This window comes from Arthrobacter sp. KUASC02 (assembly GCF_059739395.1).
Genome location: NZ_AP046053.1, coordinates 645,202 through 660,869 on the forward strand (window position 1 = coordinate 645,202; position 15,668 = coordinate 660,869).

The 15,668-nt window shown below is 64.7% G+C and carries 14 protein-coding genes; 10 read left to right on the plus strand and 4 right to left on the minus strand.

Annotated features, from left to right (window positions below; translation table 11 throughout):
* Window positions 1-165: 165 nt before the first annotated feature.
* From AC6JAC_RS02995 to AC6JAC_RS03015, 5 genes are all read left to right on the plus strand, one after another.
* A complete protein-coding gene (locus tag AC6JAC_RS02995; protein WP_497963390.1) occupies window positions 166-1,914 on the plus strand; it encodes an ABC transporter ATP-binding protein in 1,749 nt (582 codons plus the stop codon).
* The gene (locus tag AC6JAC_RS03000; protein WP_497963391.1) at window positions 1,911-3,917 is read left to right on the plus strand and encodes an ABC transporter ATP-binding protein; all 2,007 of its coding nucleotides are present in this window, start codon (window positions 1,911-1,913) and stop codon (window positions 3,915-3,917) included. Before AC6JAC_RS02995 ends, AC6JAC_RS03000 begins: the two co-directional genes overlap by 4 nt.
* Before the next feature lie 96 nt (window positions 3,918-4,013).
* Complete coding sequence (locus AC6JAC_RS03005; RefSeq protein WP_051628724.1) at window positions 4,014-4,553, plus strand: MarR family winged helix-turn-helix transcriptional regulator; 540 nt, start codon at window positions 4,014-4,016, stop codon at window positions 4,551-4,553.
* Between the two features lie 211 nt (window positions 4,554-4,764).
* Window positions 4,765-5,067 (plus strand): hypothetical protein, encoded by a 303-nt coding sequence (locus AC6JAC_RS03010; protein ID WP_051628742.1) that lies wholly within the window; start codon window positions 4,765-4,767, stop codon window positions 5,065-5,067.
* A complete protein-coding gene (locus AC6JAC_RS03015; protein ID WP_497963392.1) occupies window positions 5,064-5,933 on the plus strand; it encodes a serine/threonine-protein kinase in 870 nt (289 codons plus the stop codon). Before AC6JAC_RS03010 ends, AC6JAC_RS03015 begins: the two co-directional genes overlap by 4 nt.
* 51 nt (window positions 5,934-5,984) lie before the next feature.
* On the opposite strand, the gene AC6JAC_RS03020 is transcribed toward AC6JAC_RS03015, so the two are convergent.
* Both AC6JAC_RS03020 and AC6JAC_RS03025 read right to left on the minus strand, forming a co-directional pair.
* Window positions 5,985-6,758 carry an SDR family NAD(P)-dependent oxidoreductase gene (locus AC6JAC_RS03020; RefSeq protein WP_497963393.1) on the minus strand — a complete coding sequence of 258 codons (774 nt, stop codon included), beginning with the start codon at window positions 6,756-6,758 and terminating at the stop codon, window positions 5,985-5,987.
* Complete coding sequence (locus AC6JAC_RS03025) at window positions 6,755-8,158, minus strand: DUF6421 family protein (protein ID WP_028269724.1); 1,404 nt, start codon at window positions 8,156-8,158, stop codon at window positions 6,755-6,757. Before AC6JAC_RS03025 ends, AC6JAC_RS03020 begins: the two co-directional genes overlap by 4 nt.
* A gap of 497 nt (window positions 8,159-8,655) precedes the next feature.
* On the opposite strand from AC6JAC_RS03025, the gene AC6JAC_RS03030 reads away from it, so the two are divergent.
* Complete coding sequence (locus AC6JAC_RS03030) at window positions 8,656-10,239, plus strand: amino acid permease (RefSeq protein ID WP_028269725.1); 1,584 nt, start codon at window positions 8,656-8,658, stop codon at window positions 10,237-10,239.
* Window positions 10,240-10,302: 63 nt separating this feature from the next.
* Here the strand turns inward: AC6JAC_RS03030 and AC6JAC_RS03035 are convergent, their stop codons facing one another.
* On the minus strand, window positions 10,303-10,920 hold the full coding sequence (locus AC6JAC_RS03035) for a TetR/AcrR family transcriptional regulator (protein WP_497963394.1): 618 nt from the start codon (window positions 10,918-10,920) through the stop codon (window positions 10,303-10,305).
* Window positions 10,921-11,003: 83 nt separating this feature from the next.
* Here AC6JAC_RS03035 and AC6JAC_RS03040 point away from each other — a divergent pair, with 83 nt between their 5' ends.
* On the plus strand, window positions 11,004-11,783 hold the full coding sequence (locus AC6JAC_RS03040; RefSeq protein WP_497966754.1) for an SDR family NAD(P)-dependent oxidoreductase: 780 nt from the start codon (window positions 11,004-11,006) through the stop codon (window positions 11,781-11,783).
* A gap of 89 nt (window positions 11,784-11,872) precedes the next feature.
* Here the strand turns inward: AC6JAC_RS03040 and AC6JAC_RS03045 are convergent, their stop codons facing one another.
* Window positions 11,873-13,132 carry a prolyl oligopeptidase family serine peptidase gene (locus tag AC6JAC_RS03045; RefSeq protein ID WP_497963395.1) on the minus strand — a complete coding sequence of 420 codons (1,260 nt, stop codon included), beginning with the start codon at window positions 13,130-13,132 and terminating at the stop codon, window positions 11,873-11,875.
* Window positions 13,133-13,477: 345 nt separating this feature from the next.
* Here AC6JAC_RS03045 and AC6JAC_RS03050 point away from each other — a divergent pair, with 345 nt between their 5' ends.
* From AC6JAC_RS03050 to AC6JAC_RS03060, 3 genes are all read left to right on the plus strand, one after another.
* Complete coding sequence (locus tag AC6JAC_RS03050; RefSeq protein WP_051628725.1) at window positions 13,478-13,891, plus strand: MarR family transcriptional regulator; 414 nt, start codon at window positions 13,478-13,480, stop codon at window positions 13,889-13,891.
* Between the two features lie 103 nt (window positions 13,892-13,994).
* Window positions 13,995-14,300, plus strand: coding sequence for a hypothetical protein (locus AC6JAC_RS03055; RefSeq protein ID WP_497963396.1), 306 nt, complete (start codon window positions 13,995-13,997; stop codon window positions 14,298-14,300).
* Window positions 14,301-14,669: 369 nt separating this feature from the next.
* Window positions 14,670-15,668: a sugar ABC transporter substrate-binding protein gene (locus AC6JAC_RS03060; protein ID WP_028269731.1), complete on the plus strand. Its 999-nt coding sequence runs from the start codon at window positions 14,670-14,672 to the stop codon at window positions 15,666-15,668.

Below are 15,668 nucleotides of genomic sequence, written 5' to 3' on the forward strand. Positions count from 1 at the left end.
GCAGTGCACGGAAGGGGCTTCCCGGCCACCGGCCATGAACCGCAGGCATGACACGCTTCGCCCTGAGAGGAACCCGGTTCGCTCGCAGCTTCCGGTCGTAAACTGGCCTTCGAATCTGATTGCGCGGGCTCCGGAGGAGCCCTCGCGGCGTGAAGTGGAGTCCGGATGCTCTGGAAACTGCTCGTTGAATACCTGCGGCCGCAACGGCGGCTGCTGATCGCCGTCGTGATTTTCCAGCTGGCGCAGTCCATCGCGTCCCTGTACCTGCCGACGCTGAACGCGGACATCATCGATGAGGGCGTGGCCAAGGGGGATACCGGGTATATCCTCCGGGTGGGCAGCCTCATGCTGTTCATCACCCTGCTGCAGATCGCCTGCGCGGTGGTGGCCGTGTATTTCGGCGCGAAGGCGGCCATGGCCCTGGGCCGGGACCTGCGCGGGGCCATCTTCAGCCGGGTGGGGGAGTTCTCCGAGCAGGAGGTCACCCGCTTCGGGGCGCCGAGCCTCATCACCCGCTCCACCAACGACGTCCAGCAGGTGCAGCAGCTGGTCCTGATGTCCGCCACGATGATGGTGGCAGCGCCCATGCTCAGCACCGGCGGGGTGATCATGGCGGTCCGGCAGGATGCGCAGCTGTCCTGGCTGATCGCCGTCAGCGTCCCGGTGCTGCTGGTGGCCGTCGCGCTGATCATCACCCGGATGGTGCCGCTGTTCCGGAAGATGCAGGTGCGGATCGACACCGTGAACCGGGTGCTCCGCGAGCAGCTCACCGGTATCCGGGTGGTGCGGGCGTTCGTGCGCGAGGACATTGAGACCGCCCGCTTCGGCCGCGCGAACGAGGACGTCACGGACACCGCCCTCCGGGCCGGCCGGCTGATGGCGCTCGCCTTCCCCGTGGTGATGCTGGTGCTGAACGTCTCCAGCGTGGCGGTGATCTGGTTCGGCTCGTTCCGGATCGAGGACGGCTCCATGCAGGTGGGCACGCTGATCGCCTTCCTCAGCTACCTGCTGCAGATCCTGATGTCCGTCATGATGGCCACGTTCATGGCCGTGATGATCCCTCGCGCCGCGGTCTCGGCGGACCGGATCGGCGAGGTGCTGACCACGGAGTCGAGCGTGCGGCCGCCGGAGCATACGGTCACCGCCGCCGCCGGCCGGGGCGGTGCGGGCAGCGGCGAGATGGAAATGCGCGACGTCGGGTTTGCCTACCCGGGTGCCGAGCAGCCGGTTCTGTCCGGCATCAGTTTCACTGCCCGGTCGGGGCAGACGACGGCGATCATCGGCAGCACCGGGTCCGGGAAGACCACCCTGGTGAACCTGCTGCCGCGGCTTTTCGACGCCACCAGCGGTTCGGTGCAGTTCGACGGCGTGGACGTCCGCGAGCTGCACCCGGACCAGCTGTGGGGGCACATCGGCCTGGTGCCGCAGAAGCCGTACCTGTTCTCCGGCACGGTGCGGAGCAACCTGCTCTACGGCAAGCCGGACGCCACCGAGGATGAGCTGTGGCGGGCGCTCACCACCGCGCAGGCGCAGGACTTTGTCCGCGAGATGGAGGGCGGCCTGGATGCGCCCATTTCGCAGGGCGGCACCAACGTGTCCGGCGGGCAGCGGCAGCGGATCGCGATCGCCCGGGCGCTGGTGAAACGGCCCGAGCTCTACATCTTTGACGATTCGTTCTCCTCGCTGGACACCGCCACGGACGCCCGGCTGCGGCAGGCGCTCAAGCACGACACCTCCGGCGCCACCCTGGTGATCATCGCCCAGCGGGTGTCCAGCATCGCCGACGCGGACCAGATCCTGGTGCTCGACGACGGCAGGATCGTGGGGCACGGAACGCACGATGAGCTGCTGGGGACTTCGGAAACGTACCGCGAGATCGTGTCCTCGCAGCTGGCAGCGGAGGAGGCGGTATGAGCGGGCGAAGCACCCCGAGCCGGACGGAACCGGCCCCCGAAACCGGGACCACCGCCGTCGGACGTCCGCCGCGTCCGCCGATGGGGCCAGGCCGCGGAGGACCGTTCGCGGGGATGAACATCCCGGCGGAGAAGGCGATGAACTTCTGGCCGTCGGCCAGGCGGCTGCTGGGCACGCTGCAGCCGGAGCGTCTCTGGCTGGTGCTGGTGATCGCGCTGAGCGTCGCCGGGGTGACGTTGTCCGTGATCGGGCCGCGGCTGCTGGGCGAGGGCACCAACATCATCTTCGCCGGCGTCGTGTCCAAGCAGCTTCCGGCGGGGATGACCAAAGCGCAGCTGATCGCGCAGCTGCGGGCGGCGGGGGAGAACCAGAAGGCGGACATGCTCAGTGCCATGGCGCTGACGCCGGGGACGGGGATCGACTTCACGGCGCTGGCCAGTGTGCTGCTGTGGGCGCTGGTGCTGTATGTGCTGGCGTCCGCGTTCATGTGGGTGCAGGCGTACATTCTGAACGGCGTGGTGCAGCGGACGGTGTTCCGGCTGCGCGAGCGGATTGAAGCGAAGATCAACCGGCTGCCGCTGCGGTATTTCGATTCGATCCAGCGCGGCGAGCTGCTCAGCCGGGTGACGAACGACGTGGACAACATTTCGCAGAGCCTGCAGCAGTCCATCAGCCAGGCGGTGATGTCGCTGCTGACCGTACTGGGTGTGCTGCTGATGATGTTCCTGCTCTCGCCCACGCTGGCGCTGATCGCGCTGGTGACCGTTCCGCTGACGCTGGTGACGACGGCGATGATCGCCAAGCGCTCGCAGAAGCTGTTCGTGGCGCAGTGGAAGCACACCGGCGAGCTGAACGGCCAGATCGAGGAGACCTACACCGGGCATGCGCTGGTGAAGGTGTTCGGCCGGCAGCAGGAGGTGGGGGAGCGGTTCCGGCAGAAGAACACGGAGCTGTATGAGGCGAGCTTCGGCGCGCAGTTCATCTCCGGCCTGATCATGCCTGCCATGACGTTCATCGGGAACCTGGTGTACGTGGGGATCGCCGTGGTGGGCGGCCTGCAGGTGGCGTCCGGGGCGATGCAGCTGGGCGATGTGCAGGCGTTCATCCAGTACTCGCGGCAGTTCACCCAGCCGCTGGCCCAGCTGGGGTCCATGGCCAACCTGCTGCAGTCCGGGGTGGCGTCCGCCGAGCGGGTGTTCGCGTTGCTGGATGAGCCGGAGGAGTCGCCGGAAGCCGCAGGCTCCGTTCCTGCCGGCGGGCGGGGGCGGCTGGTGTTCGAGAACGTCTCGTTCTCCTACTCGCCGGACAAGCCGCTCATCTCAGACCTTTCGTTGGTCGCGGAGCCGGGGCAGACGGTGGCGATTGTCGGCCCCACCGGGGCCGGGAAGACGACGTTGGTGAACCTGATGATGCGGTTCTACGAGATTGATGCGGGGCGGATAACGCTCGACGGCGTGGATGTCACCTCGGTTTCCCGGCGCGAGCTGCGCTCGCGGATGGGCATGGTGCTGCAGGATACGTGGCTGTTCGGCGGGACCATCCGGGACAACATCGCGTACGGGCGGCCTGATGCGACCGAAGCCGAAATCCTGGAGGCGGCGAAGGCGACGTACGTGGACCGGTTCGTGCACTCCCTGCCGGAGGGTTACGACACGGTGCTGGAGGACGAAGGCGGGAATGTCTCTGCGGGTGAGAAACAGCTGCTGACCATTGCCCGGGCGTTCCTGGCGCGGCCGTCTGTTTTGATTTTGGACGAAGCGACTTCTTCCGTGGACACCCGGACCGAGGTGCTGGTGCAGAAGGCGATGAGTGCTTTGAGGAGCGACCGGACTTCTTTTGTGATTGCGCACCGGTTGTCCACCATCCGCGACGCCGACCTCATCCTGGTGATGGAGGCCGGGCAGATCGTGGAGCAGGGGACGCACGCTTCACTGTTGGCGGCGGGTGGGGCCTACGCACGGCTCTACGAGGCGCAGTTCGCGGCTCCGGTAGCGGAGGTTTAGGGATACCCCCGCCCTCGCATGCCGCCGGGATGAGTCGGTTGGGCTACCATCTATTGGTTAGTTCAGCGTGTAACTAGGCGGTCGAAGGAAATCCTGATGAATGCATATGGTGCAGGCGACGGCTATTGGTATCCCTCGGAGCAGGAGCATAGAGCCGCTGCGGTTGCAGTCCTGAACGCCCTTCGTGAGTACAGGGCCTCTGAAACCGCCATGAGGCGCCGGACGCGTTCCTCCATGGAAATGGGGGAGTCGGACCTTCTCGCCCTGCGCTACCTGCTGGAGGCCGACAAGGCTGGCGTCGGCATTCAACCCAAAGAACTTGCGGCCCGCCTGGGCATGACCTCGGCATCCATGACATCCCTGATTGATCGAATGGTGACCGGGGGATATGTCACCCGCGAAACGCACCCGTCGGACCGTCGGGCCATCCTTCTCCGCCCCACCCCGGGCGCGGACGCGGAAGTCCGCCAGACCCTTGGCAAGATGCACCAGCGCATGATCGAGGTTGCCGAATCCCTCACGCCCGAGCAGGCTGCCGCTGTCACGCACTTCCTTCTGGCGATGCGGGACGCGGTGGACACGCTCGACAGCGAGTCGGGCCAACCCCCTGCTGGACATCCAAATAAAACTAGGTAGTCTAGCTAGGTACTTGGCTAGCTATTTAGGGATGGATCACATGACCGCTGTGGCAGAACGGACAACCTCCAGCTTTCCCCTTCAACCCCGCGCCCTTCCCGGGCGGGCCGTCAGCTTCACGGGGGAGTTCGGCGATCAGCTCCCAGCCGGCCCGGAAGCGTCAGCAAGCCACGAGACAGCACACGGGGCGCCGTTGCACTGTGGCACCAGAATGACGCCATCGCTGGCTCCGTCTCCCTCGGTGCCCTGGGCGCAGACCCACACGGACATGGGGGAATGGGTCTGCGCCTGCGGCTTCCGGCAGGACAGCTTTGGACTCGAGTTGGCAGTCGACCCCTTGGCCGCGGTTCACGCAGCGGGGGCACGCCTTGAGACCCTCCAATGGGAAATGGATGCTGCGGAGGCCGCATTTGCCTCCGCAGTGAAAAGCGCCATGGCTGCCGGGGCCGAGTCCACTGCCATCGCCGCCGAAGCCGGACTCACGCATGCCGAGCTTCTCGAACTGCTCCAGTGACGGCAACCCTGATCCGGCCGGCGGCAGCTGCCCGGATGGGCGCTGCCGGAGGCGGGCGCCGCGCGCTGGAGCGGAGATACCGGGTTGGAGCACTGCTGGGGCGCGGCGCGGAAGCTGACGTCTATGAGGCGACGGACCGGCTGAGCGGCGGATCTGCGGCTCTCAAGATCTTCCGGGCCGGGACCGCCCATCCCGACTCGCCGTTCAACCGCGAGATTGAGCTCCACGCACGCCTGCACCACAACAACATCGTGCGGATCAAAAGGTATGGCCGCATGCCGGCCGACGGCGGCACAGGCTCGGGCCGGAACTACGTCGCGGCTGAACTCGCCCCAGGGACCGATCTCCGAAAGGCGATCCACGACGGGCCGTTGGACCCCGCCGACGTGACGGCGTGGATGGGCGGAGTCGCTTCGGCCCTGTCCTACATCCACCGCAAAGGCATCGTGCACAACGACGTCAAACCCGCCAACATCATGGTGAGCCGGACTGATGGCGTCTCCTCCAATTCCGAAGCCAAACTCATCGACTTCGGAATTGCCACCAGTTCCTGGCACCGCCCGAACACGGACGTATCGGGCACCCCGCACTACCTGAGCCCCGAGGCAGTCCACGGACGGCACACCACCAGCGCCAGCGACATCTATGCCCTTGGCCTGGTGATCTTCGAAAGCCTCACCGGCATCAAGGCTTTTCCCGGGCCCGCCCTGGAATCGATGGTCGCCCGAACCCTGCGCTCACCGCGGCTTCCCGCCACCGTCCAGCGGCGCTGGTCCCGGCTCCTGCTCGCCATGACAGACGCGGACCCTGCCCGGCGACCCAGCGCCGCTGAGGTGCACCGGACGCTCCACAAGATCAGCCGGTAGCCGGTAGCCGGTAGCCGGTAGCCGGTAGCCGTAGTCCTAAGCCGGTTGGCGTTATGCCGGTGCACCCGCGAGGTGGCCGGCCGTGAGGTGGCCGGCTGTGAGGGGCAAGCGCTGCCCGTTGATCTGTTCTGCCTCCAGGCCGAAGATCCGCTGGACAGCGTCGGCAAGGACACTGACATCGGTGTAGCCCGGAAATTTCCGTTCCGGCTGGGCTGCGCGCACCCGGTCATCGACCAGAGCCTTGACGACGAAAACCAAGGCGGCTGAGTGCTGGGCGGAGTGGGGGCTTTCGTTTCCTCCCTGCACCCGACGGAATCCGTCGGCCACGGCCAGGGTCCATGCCTCGGCGGCGGACTTGACGGCGGCATAGGCGGCGCCGCCCGCTGTCGGCGAGGAGGCGGACTGTGAGGAAACGACGGCCAGGCGACCTACAGGGGAGGCAGCCAAATCGTCGTAAAAGGCGCGGCTGGTGTTCCTCAGCGTGGTAAGGACGCTGGTGTGCAGGAACTCCCAGTCGTCATCCGTCTGGTCTGTAATTTCGGTACCGCCTCGCCACCCTCCGACAAGATGGATAAGGCCGTCCACGGGACCCAGATCGGTCCGGACGGACGCCGCCAGGTCCTCAACAGCTTGCAGGTCCGCGAGGTTGCAGACATAGCCCGTGACGTTGTCGTACGCTCCCGCGAGCTCCTGCACCCGGTCCTCAAGAATGTCTACGGCGGCCACGCGTGCCCCGGCTTGCGAGAGGGTGCGGACTACTGCGACACCGGCTGCGCTTGTCGAACCGGCGACGACGACCGTACGCCCCGAGAGGTCCTGGCTCATGCGCCCGCCTCGCCCTCAGTCTTGACAGGGCTCTTACCCGTGATTCCTGCAGTTGAGTCAATAACAGGGCGCATCTTCTTCTCCAGTGCTTCGTAGAACATCGACAGGGGGAATTCGTCATCAAGGATCTGGTTCGTCAGATCCCGGGGCGGGCCGTCGAGCCTAAGGGCCTCCGGTCCCTTGGCCCACACGGAGGCGGGGTGGGGGGTGAGTGTTTCGGCGACGAGCTCGTAGGCAGCCAGCCAGTGTGCGGTCTTCGGCCGGTCGATTGAACGCCAGTAGAGTTCCTCGATGCGGAGACCCAGCTCGACGACCACGCCGGCGACGTCCTTCCAGTCGATGCTCAACTTTCCATCAGTCCAGTGCAGGACCCGGTGCTGGTGCATCCATGCGAACAGCAATTGGCCGCCCACGGCGTCGTAGTTACGGACCCGGTTCCCGGTAATCGCGAAGCGGAAAACCCGGTCGAAGATCACGGCGTACTGGACCAGCTTGGCGTGCTTGCGGGCGTCCTCGGATGCCGTTTCGTCCCGCTCGATGAGGACTGATTCGCGGAAGGCGGTCAGGTCGCAGCGGAGCTCCTCCAGGGAGTACAGGAAATAGGGCATTCGCTGTTTGATCATGAACGGGTCAAAGGGCAGGTCTCCGCGCATGTGGGTCCGGTCATGGATCAGATCCCACATCACGAAGGCCTTCTCCGTGAGGTGCTGGTCCTCCAGCAGTTCAGCGGCGTCAGCCGGCAGGTCCAGGGAAGTGATGTGGGCAGCCGCTTTGAGGACGCGACGGAACCGGGCAGCTTCGCGGTCCGCGAAGATACCTCCCCACGTGAAGGAAGGGGTGCTCCGGACCGCTACGCTCTCGGGGAAGAGTACTGCGGAGTTCGTGTCGTAGCCGGGCGTGAAATCAATGAAGCTGATGGGGACGAACAGCTTGTTGGAGTAGTTTGTTGCCTCCAGGTCAGCCACGAATGAAGGCCAAATGACCTCGATGAGGACGGCCTCGAAGTAGCGGTTGGTGCTGCCGTTCTGCGTGTACATGGGAAACAGAACCAGGTGCGGCAGCCCGTCGATTCGCCACTGCTCGGGGTGGAAGGCTACCAATGAGTCGAGGAAATCCGGTACGGCGAAGCCCTCGGAGGCCCACCGCTGGAAGTCCTGCACGAGCAGTTCAAGGTAGTCCGCATCGTGGGGGAGGTGGCGGCGCAGATCGTTGATTGAGTCCGTGATGATGCAGACATTCCGGCGGGCGTGGTCATGGTCAGCGGATTCCGGAACGGAACCGTCCTGCACTTGAATTTGCTGCAGCCCGACGACGGCTGCCTTCAGGGCCTGCCATGCGGGGAGCGCCTTGAGGTCTTCTGCCTGGATGGTTGTCACTTCAGGGTTTGCTAATACAGACATGCTCGTTCCTTCCGTTGAGGGGATTCCTGAAGAAGCTAGCAGTGCGTAAGCATCCGTGAAGGATTCTTCCCGTATGAATAAGAAATACTTTTGCTTGTCGATTGTTCTTCAGTGCTATGCCTCCGCCCAACCTTTGGCTCGGGCTGTTTTACGGCATCCCAGAAACCGCGCATCACGATGGCGAGGTAGCGATATAGGGGCGAGCGGAGGTTCGCTCCGGCCACTTGTTCCAGCAGTGGCATTGGCTGTCCTCGGCTTATCGACGCGCCATACCAGATCATCAGGGCTGCTTAGTCACTGAGCGATGCCAAATCAGCAACTCTTGTGCTCAGATTGGGTTGCCACCGCCCATGCGTAAGGACTTGACCCGTCGGACGTGCAACATTCGCGACGCCAAATGGCGCCTCCTTTGCCTGTGTTAGCTTGATCACCATCCTTCCGGCCCGAGGGCTTCGGAAGGCCCAAAATTCACCGCAGCTACCCTTTTCGGAGGCACCATGGGACTTGGCTCCCAAACGCAATTAAGTGATCGGGCTATTGATTTCGAAGAAGAAATCAAGCCCGATGGAACAGAGGGGTCTTCCCTTGCGATAGCGGCAGATCACGGTTCCGGCGAATCCACCAACGAACTCAAGCGCGGGCTAAACCACCGCCACCTGCAGATGATCGCCATCGGCGGTGCGATCGGTACCGGGCTGTTTGTGGCCTCGGGCAGCACCATTTCCCAAGCGGGTCCCGGCGGGGCGTTGGCCGGCTACGCGCTGGTCGGGCTGATGGTATTCCTGTTGATGCAGTCACTGGGCGAGATGTCCGCCAAAATTCCGGTTGCCGGTTCGTTCCAGTCCTTTGCCACCCGTTTCGTCTCCCCGTCCTTTGGGTTCGCGATCGGCTGGAACTATTGGTTCAACTGGGCCATCACGGTGGCCGCAGAGCTGGTCGCGGCCGGAATCATCATGGACTTCTGGTTCCCGGGGGTTCCAGGGTGGGTGTGGGCAGGGTTCTTCCTGCTGGTGCTGACCGGGCTCAATGCCCTCTCGGCCAAGGCCTTTGGTGAGTCGGAGTTCTGGCTCTCACTGATCAAGGTCAGCGCAGTGGTGCTCTTCCTGATCGCCGGCGTGCTGATGATTTTCGGCATCCTCGGGGATAACTCTCCGGGACTGAGCAACTGGGAAAACCGCGACGACGTGTTCCACGGGGGCTGGGTCTCGATCATCTCGGTCTTCATGGTTGCCGGGTTCTCCTTCCAGGGCACCGAGCTCGTAGGAGTCGCCGCAGGCGAAGCGAAGGACCCGCGCCGCGAGGTGCCGAAAGCTATCCGCACTGTCTTCTGGCGCATCATGCTTTTCTACATTGGCGCCATCTTTATCATCGGCTGCCTCATCCCGTTCACCGATCCGAGCCTGCTGGCCTCCGGTGAGTCCGATATTGCATCATCGCCCTTTACCCTGGTCTTCTCTCGTGCCGGAATTGCCTTCGCGGCGGCCTTGATGAACGCCGTGATCCTGACCGCAATCCTGTCCGCGGGCAACTCCGGACTATATGCCTCCACCCGGATGCTTTACGCCATGGCCCATGACGGCATGGCCCCGAAGATCTTCGGCCGAACCAATACGCGTGGCGTGCCGATCGCGGCGTTGCTCGCGACGGCGGCCGTGGGACTCTTCGGATTCCTCTCCGCGATCGTCGGGCAGGGTGCAGCCTACTCCTGGCTGCTGAACATGTCGGGCCTATGCGGCTTCATCGTCTGGGCGGGAATCGCGGTCTCCCACTACCGTTTCAGGCGCGGCTTCCTGGCCCAGGGAAACAAAGTCAGTGACCTGCCGTACAAGGCATCCCTGTTCCCCATTGGCCCGCTGCTGGCCTTCGCCCTGCTCATACTGGTCATCGCGGGACAGAACTACGAGGCTGTGCTTGCCGGACGGTCCGTGGAGGTGCTTTCTTCCTACATCGGGTTGCCGGTCTTCATCGTTCTGTGGCTGGGTCACCGCTACATCACCAAGTCCAAAGTAGTGCCGCTGCTCGAGATGGATCTCACGGCGCCTAAGGACGTCGAGGACGAACCCAGGGTCGCCACCCACTAACGAGGCCAGAATGAGGGGAGCCGGGTGAGAGCAGCACCCGGCTCCCGTCTTCGCCGGGAAGGATTATGAGCCCGGCACCCGCAGCACCCCAACCGCGGCCACCAAATACGGCACGGGATCCGGATCCGTCCCCGCGGCCCACTGCATCCAGGCCTCGAACGTGGTGCCCATGAACGCGGCGCACAGATACCCGGCAACGTCCTCGCCAAGACCGGCCGAAACCAGATATGCCCGAGCCCGCTCGCGCTGCGGCGCCAGGGACTCGTAGCTCCGGCTCGCCAGTTCGGGATGTTCAGCGATCAGCCGCAGCCGGCCGCGGGTGACCGCCAGGTCTGGCAGTACGGCAACCCCGGCGACAGCCGCCTCGCGCAGCCCGGCCAGGACGTCGCCGCCGGTGGCGCCCGCGGACGCGCCCCCAGTGCGGGCTGAATCCAGAACCCGCCCCGACACCTCGACCACCGGCTCCATGCCGCCCCAGATGAGCTCGGCCTTGCTGGAGAAGTAGCGATACAGGCTCTTGCGCCCGATCCCTGCCTCGCGGGCGATGTCCTCCATGGAGGTCTGCTCGTAGCCGCGCTCGGCGAACAACCGCAGCGCGATCGCGGCGACGGCGTCGGGATCAATCGTTACGGGGCGACCGGTGGAGCGCCGAACGGCGGTCTTCACATCATCCGAAGGCATTCCACCAGTATTCACCCTTACATAATGACACGGAGTGTCATAAGGTGGATTCCACCTCAACAAGCAACGTCTGGAAGGACATCATGGGCAACGAAGCTACATGGCAGGAAGCCACCACCGGCGGCCGGTTCGCAGGCAAAACCGTTATTGTCACCGGCGCAGCCTCCGGCATCGGCCAGGCCACCGCCCTGCGCGTCGCCAAGGAAGGCGGCCGCGTCATCGCCGCCGACATCAGCAAGGAACGCCTGGACGATCTGGTGGCCGAGAACGCCGGCCTGGACCTTGTCCCCGTCGCCGGCGACATCTCCACCGAAGAGACGGTGGCCGCCGTCGTCGCTGCCGCCGGCCGACGCGTCGACGCCCTGGCGAACGTCGCCGGCATCATGGACAACTTCGCCCCGATCCACGAGGTGGAAGACGACCTCTGGGACCGCGTCTTCCGGATCAACGTCACCGCCCTCATGCGCCTGACCCGCGCCGTGGTGCCGTTGATGCTCGACGCCGGCACCGGCTCGGTAGTCAACGTCGCCTCCGAGGCAGGCTTGCGCGGGTCCGCTGCCGGCGCCGCGTACACCGCGTCCAAGCACGCCGTCGTTGGCCTGACCAAGAACTCGGCCGTGATGTACGGGCCCAAGGGCCTGCGCTTCAACGCCCTGGCCCCCGGCCCCACCATCACCAACATCGTGGCGAACTGGGGATCCCAGCTCGCGGCCGAACGCCTCGGCCCGCTGATGCAGGCCACCGTCCCCACGCCCGCCACCGCGGCGCAGCTCGCCGCCTCCATCACTTTCCTCCTCAGTGACGACGGCACCAACGTGAACGGCGCCATCCTCGCGTCCGACGGCGGCTGGTCGGCGCTGTAAAGCACCTCGCCAAAGGCGCAAGCCGACGACGGCGGGAAGTCCCGCCGTCGTCCGCTCATCTTCTGGCCCTGAATTCGTGCTGAGGGTTCTCAGCGCTGCTGTTCGGCCATCCACTTCCACAGGCTGACACCTTGGTGCGACGGGTCGTTGCGGGCGGGGTAGATCCACGACCAGTGCCCGGGGAAGTTGTACCCGTCCCAAGTGACGTTCTGGTACAGGCTCATGATCGACCCGGGGATCAGCTCATGGGCATGCACGGTATTGGCCTGCGGGTCGACGGTTGTGTCGTCGGCGGAGGTGATCAGCCAAGTAGGGGTATCGATCGCGGCAAGCTGCGCGTCGGGCACCAGGGGGCCGTTGGAGTTGAACGGGCCGACAACGGAACAGATTGGCACCGCGGAGGCGAAGGCGCTCGGGTTCTCGACCACCATCTTCAGTGTCATGTAGCCGCCGTTGCTGCAACCCACCACGTGGATGCGGTCGCGGTCCACCGAGTGGGTCGCGCATACTTCCTCGATCACCGCCGAGATAAGAGGTGCGTAGCGGGGTCCATCCGCCAGCCAGTAGGCGGGGCACTGCGGGGCGACCACGTAGGCGCCGCCGAAGAGATCCTGTGCTTCGTCGGTCGTGAATCCGAGCGCGCCGCGATTGGCCCGGAGCGGGGTTTGGTTGTCGTAGTAGTTGTATCCGCCGGTCAGCAGTCCGCCTTCGCCGCCGCCGTGCAACCACACAATGAGTGGACGCTTCTGGGAGCGGCCCCGCTCCGGGGGAGTGAACAGGCGATAGTTGAGGCCGGAAGTCGCCACGTGGTGGGAGAAGGCATCCACTTCGGGGTCGATGAGGGCGCCCTGCGTGAAGGACTTGATCTGAGGCGCGGCCTTTCCGTGCTGGGGGAGTGGCTCGACCTGCGTGACGGTGTATTCGAGGTCAAGCATGACGTTGCGGCCGGCGCTCCCTATGTAACCCAGGGTGGCGCCGCCCAGGACGCCCTCGCCGTGCTTGAGTTCGAGGACAATGCGACCACGGTTGTCAGCCCGCGCCGCGGTCACGGTCCGGTCCATGTCGTACGCCAAGGTTCCAGTCAGGGGGTTGGTGCCGCGAGCGTGGACGATGAATGCGGTGGTGGGCAGATCGCCCTCCTTCACGCCGCCCTGTCGGGAGGCGTCGATGGTCACCGAGGTGACCTGCTCCCCGCTGTCGAGCACGTCCGCGTGAAGGGTGAAGGGCGCGGTGCCAGCGGACGGGCTGTTGGCTTCACCGGCGGCGAAGGCAGCGGTCGGAGCGAGGCCGGCGACCGCGACGGCGGTGCCAGCGGCCAGAAACGTGCGGCGGGACATAGGGGTGATCAATGGGAACTCCTTTGTTCGGATGCGGCATGGGTAGATCTGGTGGATTCGAGAATCGTGGGGCAAGGCCGCCCCACGGCCTCGAGGTGACGAGACTAACACCGGGTTGTTTAGCTGTAAACAAGTTTGCTCATAAACTTCTCGGTTGCGTGCCCGTAACGGGGCAAGCCGGGTGACAATGGAAACTCCTTCGCATAGGAATCAGCGAGACCTGAACTCCGCTATCAGCAAGAGGGGAAAACCATCGACAAGCACGACCGGCCGAGTCCGCTCACTCCACCTGGGGCTGTCAGGGAACCGCTAACCGGGTCCATAGACCCGGAGAACTTCACGCCAAGACTTCTGGCGTTGCTGTCCAACGCTCTTGTTTGGCGAGAGTCGCAGGAGCTCCGGCGACAATTCCAGCTGGGTACAAATGATTGGCGAGTCATCTCGGCCCTGGCCAGTCGCCCCGGCGCATCAGCAACAGAGGTTACTGAATTTCTCGGACTCAACAAGGCCGTCGTTTCTAAGAGCGTCAACACCTTGCTCGAACGTCAGCTGTTGCTGCTGATCGACGGGCCGCGCGGCTCACGGCCCATGTACCTGACTCAAGCGGGCGCGGAGATGCACGACGCCATGCTTCCCATCTCAATGCGCGGACAAGAGATCATTCTGGCCGATCTCTCCAGCGGCGAGGTCGAGCAACTCAATCTCTTACTGCGGCGCATGCTCGAAAAAGCCCGGGAGCTGCAGCCGCTCGAGAACGAGGCGAACCTCTGAATCGCAGCATGCACCACTAAACGCAAGCCGACGACGGCGGGAGGTCCCGCCGTCGTCCCTCCAGGCCCAGGCGGCAGGAAGAAGCCCCGCTAGACTCGCCTGCATGGGGGAAAACAACGCATCCGGGGACCATGGAATACCGAAGCCGGCCCGAATCTCTGCTGCCATCCTGCCCGTGGTGGGGCTTATTGCGGTGCTGGTGGGTTGCTTCGTGGCATGGAACAACGCCAATGCCACTTTCGGCTGGTTCGCCTACGCTCCGCTGAGCAACGAGGTCTTCACCGGGAACGGCATCGCGTTCGTCAGTCAAGGGACGCAGATCGGCTTGGCGGTCGCAGTCACCGGACTGCTCGTCCTGGCGTTCTGGGCCGGATACAGAATCGGTAGAAACGCCGGACCGAAGAACTGAGCGAACCGTAGCCTCAGCTTCGGGGGCAGCTTCTCAAATCCGTTCAGCTTCCAGCGCCGCTGCCGGGGACTTTCTGCTGAGATGCGGCCACCCCTCCCGGGGGGGGGGGGGGGCTTGCTGCCCGCCGCCGCCCGGGCCCTTGACGGGCCCATCCACGTGGCCCGGGTCGGTTCCAACGACCGCGACGACATCAGCGCGCCCAAAATTGTAGCGCAACAATTTTTTGTCCAAAACGCTTGTGACCTGCGTCATTGGAGCGCTACAGTTTTCCTCAGCCCTAGTTTGTATTGACATATGTACGTCAGAACATGAGGGATTTCTGGTCACTCCACCTGCATCAGTCCAACGAAGAACTTTCAGGAGAAGCACATGAACAAACTCGCCAAGACCGCCGCCATCAGCGCCGTGGCCGCCCTCGCACTCGCCGGTTGCTCGGCAGCAGGGGCCGGCACGGAATCGGGCAGCGCGGGCAAGGAAAAGATCGGCATTGCCCTCCCGGCCGGCAACCAGACCTTCTGGACGGGATGGCAGAACGCAGCCCGCGACGCCGCCGCGAAGCTCGGGGTGGAAGCCTCCTTCTCCGACGCGAAGGGTGACGCCAACACCCAGAACGACCAGGTCAACAGCCTGCTCGTCGGCGGCGCGAAGGGCATCATCATCGCTTCCGTGGACCCCAAGGCCAACGCCTCGGTGGCCCAGGCGGCCTCCGACGCAGACGCCGTCCTGATCACCGGCAACCGCACCCTGGAAGTTCCGTACGGCGGGCTGGAGGGCGCCAACCCCCGCGTCCACGTCGGCTTCAACGACGTCGCCATCGGCAAGATGCAGGGCGAACTGGTGGTCCAGGCCTGCAAGGACATCAACCCCTGCCAGGTAGTGCTGCAGGAAGGAACCCTGGGGTCCACCCCGCAGATCGAACGGTCGGCGGGCCTCATGGAAGGCATCAAGGGGGCAGCCAACGTCAAGATCATCGACAAGCAGTCCAACGACTTCGACCCCACCAAAGCGGTCGAGGTCACCCAGACCCTCCTGCAGAAGCACCCCAAGGTGGACATCATGCTGGCCCAGACTGACCCGGAGGCCGTCGCCGCCGCCCGCGTCATCAAGGAACAGGGTCGCCAGGACGGCATCAAGGTGATCGGCATCGGCGGAAGCATCGAAGGCACCGCGGCAGTGCAGTCCGGTGAACTGTACGGAACCGTCTGGGTTTCCGCGAAGCAGGACGCCACTGCCGCAGTCGAAACGCTGGTGAAGATCCTCCGCAAGGAACAGGTCACGACGGCGACCCTTGGCGACCGCCCCACCGTTGAGGTTTCCGCCGTCAAGGTGACGAAGGAAAACGTCGGCCAGTACCCGGGCGAGTGGTGA

Bases quoted from the DNA above. Each gene is read 5' to 3' on its own strand.
- AC6JAC_RS02995 (WP_497963390.1), top strand. From the start codon at position 166: ATGCTCTGGAAACTGCTCGTTGAATACCTGCGGCCGCAACGGCGGCTG.
- AC6JAC_RS03000 (WP_497963391.1), top strand. From the start codon at position 1,911: ATGAGCGGGCGAAGCACCCCGAGCCGGACGGAACCGGCCCCCGAAACC.
- AC6JAC_RS03005 (WP_051628724.1), top strand. From the start codon at position 4,014: ATGAATGCATATGGTGCAGGCGACGGCTATTGGTATCCCTCGGAGCAG.
- AC6JAC_RS03010 (WP_051628742.1), top strand. From the start codon at position 4,765: ATGACGCCATCGCTGGCTCCGTCTCCCTCGGTGCCCTGGGCGCAGACC.
- AC6JAC_RS03020 (WP_497963393.1), bottom strand. From the start codon at position 6,758: ATGAGCCAGGACCTCTCGGGGCGTACGGTCGTCGTCGCCGGTTCGACA.
- AC6JAC_RS03025 (WP_028269724.1), bottom strand. From the start codon at position 8,158: ATGTCTGTATTAGCAAACCCTGAAGTGACAACCATCCAGGCAGAAGAC.
- AC6JAC_RS03030 (WP_028269725.1), top strand. From the start codon at position 8,656: ATGGGACTTGGCTCCCAAACGCAATTAAGTGATCGGGCTATTGATTTC.
- AC6JAC_RS03035 (WP_497963394.1), bottom strand. From the start codon at position 10,920: ATGCCTTCGGATGATGTGAAGACCGCCGTTCGGCGCTCCACCGGTCGC.
- AC6JAC_RS03040 (WP_497966754.1), top strand. From the start codon at position 11,004: ATGGGCAACGAAGCTACATGGCAGGAAGCCACCACCGGCGGCCGGTTC.
- AC6JAC_RS03055 (WP_497963396.1), top strand. From the start codon at position 13,995: ATGGGGGAAAACAACGCATCCGGGGACCATGGAATACCGAAGCCGGCC.
- AC6JAC_RS03060 (WP_028269731.1), top strand. From the start codon at position 14,670: ATGAACAAACTCGCCAAGACCGCCGCCATCAGCGCCGTGGCCGCCCTC.